This is a genomic window from Burkholderia sp. Tr-20355, assembly GCF_017104685.1.
In the GTDB taxonomy this organism is placed as follows: domain Bacteria; phylum Pseudomonadota; class Gammaproteobacteria; order Burkholderiales; family Burkholderiaceae; genus Burkholderia; species Burkholderia seminalis.
In genome coordinates this window covers 1-7,504 of the sequence record NZ_JAAGPK010000256.1, presented here as the reverse complement: position 1 = coordinate 7,504, position 7,504 = coordinate 1, and the positions used below count along the sequence as shown (strand labels likewise).

At 69.3% G+C, this 7,504-nt stretch carries 6 protein-coding genes; 2 read left to right on the top strand and 4 right to left on the bottom strand.

Annotated features, from left to right (window positions below; genetic code table 11):
* The first annotated feature begins 51 nt into the window (after positions 1 to 51).
* Positions 52 to 1,116 (top strand): phytoene/squalene synthase family protein, encoded by a 1,065-nt coding sequence (locus G3N62_RS33405; protein WP_124608451.1) that lies wholly within the window; start codon positions 52 to 54, stop codon positions 1,114 to 1,116.
* A 477-nt stretch (positions 1,117 to 1,593) separates the two neighbouring features.
* Positions 1,594 to 2,811: a porin gene (locus G3N62_RS33400; RefSeq protein WP_049034896.1), complete on the top strand. Its 1,218-nt coding sequence runs from the start codon at positions 1,594 to 1,596 to the stop codon at positions 2,809 to 2,811.
* An 89-nt stretch (positions 2,812 to 2,900) separates the two neighbouring features.
* Here the strand turns inward: G3N62_RS33400 and G3N62_RS33395 are convergent, their stop codons facing one another.
* From G3N62_RS33395 to G3N62_RS33380, 4 genes are read right to left on the bottom strand one after another with little or no spacing between them, the layout of a single operon-like run.
* Positions 2,901 to 4,391 (bottom strand): efflux transporter outer membrane subunit, encoded by a 1,491-nt coding sequence (locus tag G3N62_RS33395; protein ID WP_124669369.1) that lies wholly within the window; start codon positions 4,389 to 4,391, stop codon positions 2,901 to 2,903.
* Between the two features lie 10 nt (positions 4,392 to 4,401).
* A complete protein-coding gene (locus G3N62_RS33390; protein ID WP_124669368.1) occupies positions 4,402 to 5,556 on the bottom strand; it encodes an ABC transporter permease in 1,155 nt (384 codons plus the stop codon).
* A complete protein-coding gene (locus G3N62_RS33385; RefSeq protein WP_034191508.1) occupies positions 5,553 to 6,500 on the bottom strand; it encodes an ABC transporter ATP-binding protein in 948 nt (315 codons plus the stop codon). Before G3N62_RS33385 ends, G3N62_RS33390 begins: the two co-directional genes overlap by 4 nt.
* Complete coding sequence (locus G3N62_RS33380; RefSeq protein ID WP_124669367.1) at positions 6,497 to 7,462, bottom strand: HlyD family efflux transporter periplasmic adaptor subunit; 966 nt, start codon at positions 7,460 to 7,462, stop codon at positions 6,497 to 6,499. The genes G3N62_RS33385 and G3N62_RS33380 overlap by 4 nt, the downstream gene beginning before the upstream one ends.
* Between the last annotated feature and the right edge of the window lie 42 nt (positions 7,463 to 7,504).

Below are 7,504 nucleotides of genomic sequence, written 5' to 3'. Positions count from 1 at the left end.
CCCGGCGCCCGTGGGCGTCCGGGGCCCGCGCCGGCCGATTTTCCCCGACCCATGACGACTCGAACCGATTCCGCCTTCCTGCTCGGCGACCTGCTGAAGAACGTTTCCCGCTCCTTCTACCTGACGCTGCGCGTGCTGCCCGACGGCATGCGCGACCCGGTCGGCCTCGCGTACCTGCTCGCGCGCGCGGCCGACACGATCGCCGACACCGCGCTCGTCGCGCCCGATCGCCGTGCGGCGCTGCTGACCGGCCTGCGCGACGAGATCGAGCGCCTCGGCGACGGCGTGGCGCTGTCGCGCGCGCTCGAGGACGTGACGCGGATGCAGACCGATTCGCACGAGCATGTGCTGCTCGGCTCGATGGCGCCGATGCTCGCGCTGTTGCGTGCGCAGCCGGATGCGGATCGCGCGTCGATCCGCAAGGTCGTGGCGACGCTCACGTCGGGGATGGAATTCGACCTGCGCACGTTCCCCGACGAGCAGTCGGGGCAGGTCGCGTCGCTGCCGACGCGCGACGCGCTCGACCGCTACACGTACCTCGTCGCCGGCTGCGTCGGCGAGTTCTGGACCGACATGACGGGCGCGCACACGCGCGCCGCGCGCGGCTGGGACCTGCCGGACATGCGCGGGAAGGGCATCCGGTTCGGCAAGGCGCTGCAGATGACCAACATCCTGCGCGACTGCGCGAAGGACCTGCGCATCGGCCGCTGCTATCTGCCGGACGACGTGCTGGGCGCGCACGGGCTGAGCGTGGCCGACCTGATGCAACCGGACGCGTCGGCGCGCGCGCGCGGCGTGCTGGTCGACCTGTTGCGCGTGACGCTCGACCAGTATCGCGACGCGTGCCGGTACACACTCGCGATCCCGCGCCGTTTCGTGCGGCTGCGGCTCGCGTGCCTGTGGCCGATCATGATCGGCCTCGAAACGCTCGAGCTGCTGGCCGGCCACGATGCCTGGCTCGATCCGGCGAAGCCGGCCAAGGTGCCGAGAAAGCGCATCTACCGGATCATGGCGTCGTCGCTCGCGCTGGTCGGCTCGAACGCGGCGATCCGGGCGCGCACGACCGCGCTGGCGGACGCGGTGGCCGCGCGGCTCGCCGGCCCGGCATCACGCTGACACGCGCCGGCGCGGCGCGCCGGCATCCCCTTCGGCCCGCGTTCGCCGGGCCCGTCCTGTCCGATTTTCCCCACACGAACTGAAACGTTTTCATGATTTCGTTTCGCGAAACATGGGTGTCATGAACGTCAGCGATCCTGCGCGGCGGCGTGAATCGCGGCGTCAGCTGCGATCGCGCATTTGTAAGATGATTTTTTGCCGAAGGCGTCTGACAACATCGGACGGTCGTGTTGCACCAGTAAAAATGTAAAGCTAGGGTTTTCACCGGGAAATGCCGGAAAGGCCCACCGCGTAAGCGTTTTCAGGTGTTATGTAACCGCTTGGTGAACCCGCGCGTTGCGTCGATCATACGATGACCGACTGCACATGTTGGGAAACGATTGGTAATCCGTCAGAATCGCGTCGGCATGTACTCGCACATGTGTCAGTCATAAAACCACACCAGAAAAGAAATCATTCTTTGAGGACGGAGAATCAATGAAAAAGCGCGTCGCTTTCGCCATGACGGCAGTGGGCCTTGCAGCCGCTACCGCCGCCCACGCCCAGAGCAGCGTGACCCTGTACGGTATCGTCGACAACGGTATCGCTTGGCAGAACAACTCGTCGAGCACCGGCGCGGTCTCGGGTGGTCACTCGAAGGTGCAAATGTCCACCGGCGTGTGGGCAGGCAGCCGCTTCGGCCTGAAGGGCAGCGAAGATCTCGGCGGCGGCACGAAGGCGATTTTCCAGTTGGAAGCCGGCGTCAACACGGCTAACGGCTCGTCGCAGTGGACCAACGGCATCTTCACGCGCCAGGCATGGGTCGGGATGACCAACGCCACGTACGGTACGCTGACGGCCGGCCGCCAGTACACCGCGTACTACACGCTGCTGTCGCCGTACAGCCCGACGACCTGGCTGACCGGCTATTACGGCGCGCACCCGGGCGATATCGATTCGCTGGATACCAGCTACCGCGCGAACAACTCGCTCGTCTACATGTCGCCGAAGTTCTACGGCTTCACGGTCGGCGGTTCGTACTCGTTCGGCGGCGTGGCAGGCGCGACGAACCGCGGCTCGACGTGGAGCGCGGCGATCCAGTACCTGAACGGCCCGGCAGGCATCGCGGTCGGCTACCAGAAGGTCAACAACGCGACGCTGGGTGGCGGCGCGTGGGGCGCGAACTCGACGGTCCAGAACGGCCTGACGGCAACGGGCGACGGCAACCAGCCGGCAGTCTCGTCGATCAACAACGGCTACGCGACCGCGCAATCGCAGCAACGTGTCGCCGTGACGGCGGGCTACCAGTTCACGCCGGCATGGGACATTTCGGCGTCGTACTCGAACGTCCAGTACACGCCGGGCGTCGGTTCGTCGTTCCGCAACACGGCGATCTTCAACACGGCTGGCGCCGTGCTGCACTGGAAGGCAGCGGCTCAGTGGGACTTCGCGGCGGGCTACTCGTACACGGCGGCAACGCAGTCGAACGGCATCACGAGCTCGGCCAAGTACCACCAGGTCACGCTGTCGCAGTACTACAGCCTGTCGAAGCGCACGGGCCTGTACGCGGTCGAGGCTTACCAGCACGCCAGCGGCAACACGCTGAGCAAGACTGGCGGCGTCCAGGTGGCCACGACGTCGATCGGCGACGGCGTGGGCGCAGGTTCGAAGCAGAACCAGATCGGCGTCGGCGTCGGCCTGATCCACCGCTTCTGATGTCGCGCGGCGCGCGAGCGCCGCTTGCGGCATGCGGTATGAAAAAACCGGCCTTCGGGCCGGTTTTTTCATGGGTGCTGCCGTCTCGTTCATTTCACCGTCTCGTCCGTCCAGTTCCCCGCCAGCGCCTGGAACAGCGCCGCCGTATCGGCCAGCCGGTCGGCCTGCGCGCGCGTGCGGTCGAGCGCCGTCTGCAGCGCTTGCCGCTGTGCATCGAGCAGCTCGAACGTGCCGATCCCGCCCGCCATGTAGCGGTCGCCGGCAATCGCATGGGTGGCGGCCGCTTCCCGTGCGGCCGTGTCCCGCGCCTGCAAGGCGGCCGCATCGTGTTCGACCGCGCGCATCGCGTCGGCCACCTGTTGAAGCGCCAGCAATACGGTTTCCCGATAACTCGCGAATGCCGCGTCGTAGGCCGCCTCCGCCGCGCGCTTTCTCGCGCGCAGTTCGCCGCCGTGGAAAAGCGGCTGCGTGAGACCGAGGCCGACATTCCATACATTGAGCCCGCCGACGATATCCGCGATGCGCGTGCGCTCCGAACCGATTCCCGCCGAAATCGAGAAACGCGGATACAGGTTCGCGGTGGCCACGCCGACGTTCGCGCTCGCCTGATGCAGCACGGCTTCCGCCGCGCGGATGTCGGGCCGTTCGCGGGCGAGCGTCGACGGCAGCGCGACGGGCAGCGCGCGCGGCAGCGCCAGCGCATCGAGCGCGAGTTCGGGCAGCACGGCATCCGATGGCGCCGCGCCGAGCAGGATCGCGAGCCGGTGGCCGGCCTGCCCGAGGCGGGCCGCGAGCGGCGGCAGCGACGCCTGCGTCTGCGCGAGCAGCGCGCGTTGCGCGTGCACGTCGGCTTGCGACACGCCGCCTGCCGCATAACGCGCTTCGACGATGCGCAACTGCCGCGCCTGCGCGTCGACGAGCTGCCGCGTGAGCGCGACCTGTTGCGCGAGCGAGGCGCGCAGGATCGCGGTGGCGACGACGTTGCCCGCAAGCGTCAGCCGTGCGGCGTCGAGCGTGTAGGCCTGATAGTCGACCTGCGCACGCAGTGCTTCGAGCGCGCGCCGGTTGCCGCCGAACACATCGAGCACGTACGACACGCTGACCGACGCTTCGTACAGCGTAAACGGCCCGGGGTTCGGCACGTTGGCCGGCAGCCCGAACGCGGTGGTATCGACTTGCTCGCGCGTGGCGGACAGGTTCGCGTCGACACGCGGCAGCATCGTCGCGCCGGCTTCGGCCGCATGATTCTGCCGCGCTTCGTCGAGCCGCGCGCGGGCTTCGGCGAGCGTCGGACTGTTTTGCCACGCGGTGTCGACGAGCCGGTTCAACGGTTCGGAGCCGAACCGTGTCCACCAGCGCCGCGGCGTGTGGTCGGCCGACGAGAAAATCTGCGCGTCGCCGGCCGGGCCGCTGGCGGCGGCCGTCGTCGCGGGCAGCTCGCCGCGCGTGTACTGCCGCGCGGCCGGTGCGGCGGGCGGGCGGAAGTCCGGCCCGACCGCGCATCCGGCGACGAGCAGCGCCGCGGCGGCCAATGCGCAGCCGGCGGCAGTGCGGAAGGGGCGATGCGGGGCCGGTGTCATCGCATGCCGCCTAATCGAGCGTGCGCCGGTAGAAGCGCAGCGCGACGCCCATCACGACGACGGTGAACAGCGCGACCGGCCACACGGACGGCCACAGGTCGGCCCAGCCGTTGCCTTTCAGCAGGATGCCGCGCACGAGGCGGTTGAAGTAGGTGAGCGGCAGCAGGTTGCCGATGACCTGCGCCCACTTCGGCATGCCGGCGAACGGGAACATGAAACCCGACAGCAGGATGTTCGGCAGGAAGTAGAACACCGCGAGCTGCATCGCCTGCAACTGGTTCTGCGCGAGCGACGACAGCGTGATGCCGACCGTCAGGTTCGCGGCGATGAACAGCAGTGCCGACAGGTACAGCGCGAACACGCCGCCGACGAACGGCACGTCGAACACGAAGCGCGACGCGGCGACGATGATCGACACCTGGATCAGCCCGATCAGCACGTACGGGACGATCTTGCCCGTCATCACCTCGAGCGGCCGCACGGGCGTCGCGAGCAGGTTCTCCATCGTGCCGCGCTCGCGTTCGCGCGTGATCGCGAGACCCGTCATCATCACCATCGTCATCGTCAGGATCACGCCCATCAGGCCCGGCACGACGTTGTACTGCGTGATGCCTTCCGGGTTGTACAGCCGGTGCAGCACGACGTCGAACGCGGCCGGGCGGCCGTTCAGGTGCGCGAGCGGCCCCGTCAGGTCCTTGTTGGCGACCGGTTGCACGAGGCCCGGCAGCGCGCCGATCGCCGACGCCGTGGCGACGGGGTCGGTCGCGTCCGCCTCGACCAACAGCGCCGGGTGCTCGCCGCGCAGCAGCCGCCGCGAGAAATCGGCCGGCACGCTCAGCACGAACTGCACGTCGCCGCGTGCGAGCGCACGGCGGCCGGCCGCCTCGTCGGGCAAGGTGTCGACGATGTCGAAGTACGCGGAATTGCGCATCGCGGCGATGAAGCTGCGCGCGAACGGGCTGCCGTCGGCGACGATCACGGCGGTCGGCAGGTGCTTCGGATCGGTGTTGATCGCGAAGCCGAACAGCGCGAGCTGGATGATCGGCACGCCGACGATCATCGCGAAGGTCACGCGATCGCGGCGCAGCTGCAGGAACTCCTTCAGCACGATGCTCCACCAGCGCGCGACCGAGAACGATCCGCGCAGGCCCGCCCACGCGTTCATGGCGACACCCGGCCGGGCGGCGCGGACGCGCGGCCCATCATGTAGATGAACACGTCCTCGAGCCCGGTGTCGATCGGCACGACCTGCAGCGGCGTATCGCGGGCGACCTGTTCGAGCGTCGCGTCGAGCCGCGCGCGGTCGCGGCCGCTCACGTGCAGCGCCGAGCCGAACACGACCGTCTGGTCGACGCCCGGCATCGTGCGCAGCCGCGCGGACAATTCGGTCAGGTGCTCGCCGGCGATCGCGCGGGTCGCAAGCCCTTGCGATGCGACGATCTCGGCCGACGTGCCTTGCGCGAGCAGTTCGCCGTACGCGATGTACGCGAGCTTGTGGCAGCGCTCGGCCTCGTCCATGTAGTGCGTGCTGACGAGCACCGAGATCCCGCGCGCGGCGAGCCGGTGCAGCTCCTCCCAGAAATCGCGGCGCGCGGCCGGGTCGACGCCGGCGGTCGGCTCGTCGAGCAGCAGCAGCTCGGGCTCGTGCAGCATGCACGCGGCCAGCGCGAGGCGCTGCTTCCAGCCGCCCGACAGCGCGCCCGTGAGCTGATCGGCGCGGCTCGCGAGGCCGAGCCCATCGAGCGCGCGCGCGACGGCCGCCTTGCGGTCGCGCATCCCGTACACGCGAGCGACGAAGTCGAGGTTCTCGCGGATCGACAGGTCTTCCCAGTACGAGAAGCGCTGCGTCATGTAGCCGACGCGCCGCTTGATCTGCGCGCTGTCGCGCACGATGTCGTAGCCGAGGCAGGTTCCGCTGCCCGCATCCGGCGTGAGCAATCCGCACATCATCCGGATCGACGTCGTCTTGCCGCTGCCGTTCGGTCCGAGAAAACCGAAGATCTCGCCGCGCGCGACGCGCAGCGACACGTCCTTCACGACGTGCTTGTCGCCGAACCGCTTGTTCAACCGGTCGACGTCGATCGCGTACGGGGCGGGCGGCGCGTTCATCGCACGCTCACGGCGACGGGCTGGCCCGGATGCAGCTTCGGCGCATCGGCCGCGGCGGGGCGCGCCTCGATCATGAACACGAGCTTGGTGCGGCTCTCGTTGCTGTAGATCACGGGCGGCGTGTATTCGGCCTCGCTCGACACATAGGTGATGCGCGCGGGTACGTCGGCCGCGCAGCCGTCGCAATGGATCGCGACCGTGTGCCCCGGCGCGAGCGAGGCGATGGCCGCTTCCGGCACGAAGAAGCGCACCTTCAGGTTCTGCGGCGGCAACATCTGCACGACCGGGTTGCCGGCCTGCACCCATTCGCCGACGCGGTACAGCGTGTCGTACACGCGTCCGGCGCCCGGCGCGGCAACGCGCTTCTGGTCGAGCTTCCATTGCGCTTCGGCCACGGCCGCCTGCGCGGCGTCGACCTGTGCGGCTTGCGCGGCGACCTGTTGCGCGCGGCCCGGCAGGCGCGCGACGTCGACCTGCTTTTGCAGCTCGCGCATCTGCGCGGCCGTCGTCTGCGCGGCCGTGCGCGAATCGTCGAGTTGCTGCTTCGACAGGCCGCCGGCCGCGTACTGGCGTTCGTCGCGCGCGAGTTGCGCGGCGGCCCGCGCAGCTTGTGCGCTGGCCTGCGCGAGCTGCGCCTGCGTGACGGCGATTTCCGGCGGACGCTTGCCGGTCTGCAGGTCGGCCAGCTGCGCGCGTGCGGCCTCGAGCTGATGCTGCGCCTGGCGCAGCGCGGCCGTTTCGCTGACGGCTTCGAGCGAGAACGCCGGCGTGCCGGCGGCGACGGCCTGACCCCGCTCGACCGCCAGTTGCGTGAGCGTGCCCGACTGCGACGACGACAGGTACACGAATTCGCCTTCGACATAACCCTGGTAGGTCGTGCCGCTACCCGTCGAGCGTTCGCAGCCGGCGAGCAGCGCGATCGCGGCGGCCAGCGCCGGCAGGCGCGAGCGGGTCGCGTTCACGACGGCCTCCGCGGCGACGGGCCGCGTGCGCGCGGCGCGGCC

Excerpts from the sequence above, each read along its gene's own strand:
- G3N62_RS33405 (WP_124608451.1), top strand. The coding sequence starts at position 52 with ATGACGACTCGAACCGATTCCGCCTTCCTGCTCGGCGACCTGCTGAAG.
- G3N62_RS33400 (WP_049034896.1), top strand. The coding sequence starts at position 1,594 with ATGAAAAAGCGCGTCGCTTTCGCCATGACGGCAGTGGGCCTTGCAGCC.
- G3N62_RS33395 (WP_124669369.1), bottom strand. The coding sequence starts at position 4,391 with ATGACACCGGCCCCGCATCGCCCCTTCCGCACTGCCGCCGGCTGCGCA.
- G3N62_RS33390 (WP_124669368.1), bottom strand. The coding sequence starts at position 5,556 with ATGAACGCGTGGGCGGGCCTGCGCGGATCGTTCTCGGTCGCGCGCTGG.
- G3N62_RS33385 (WP_034191508.1), bottom strand. The coding sequence starts at position 6,500 with ATGAACGCGCCGCCCGCCCCGTACGCGATCGACGTCGACCGGTTGAAC.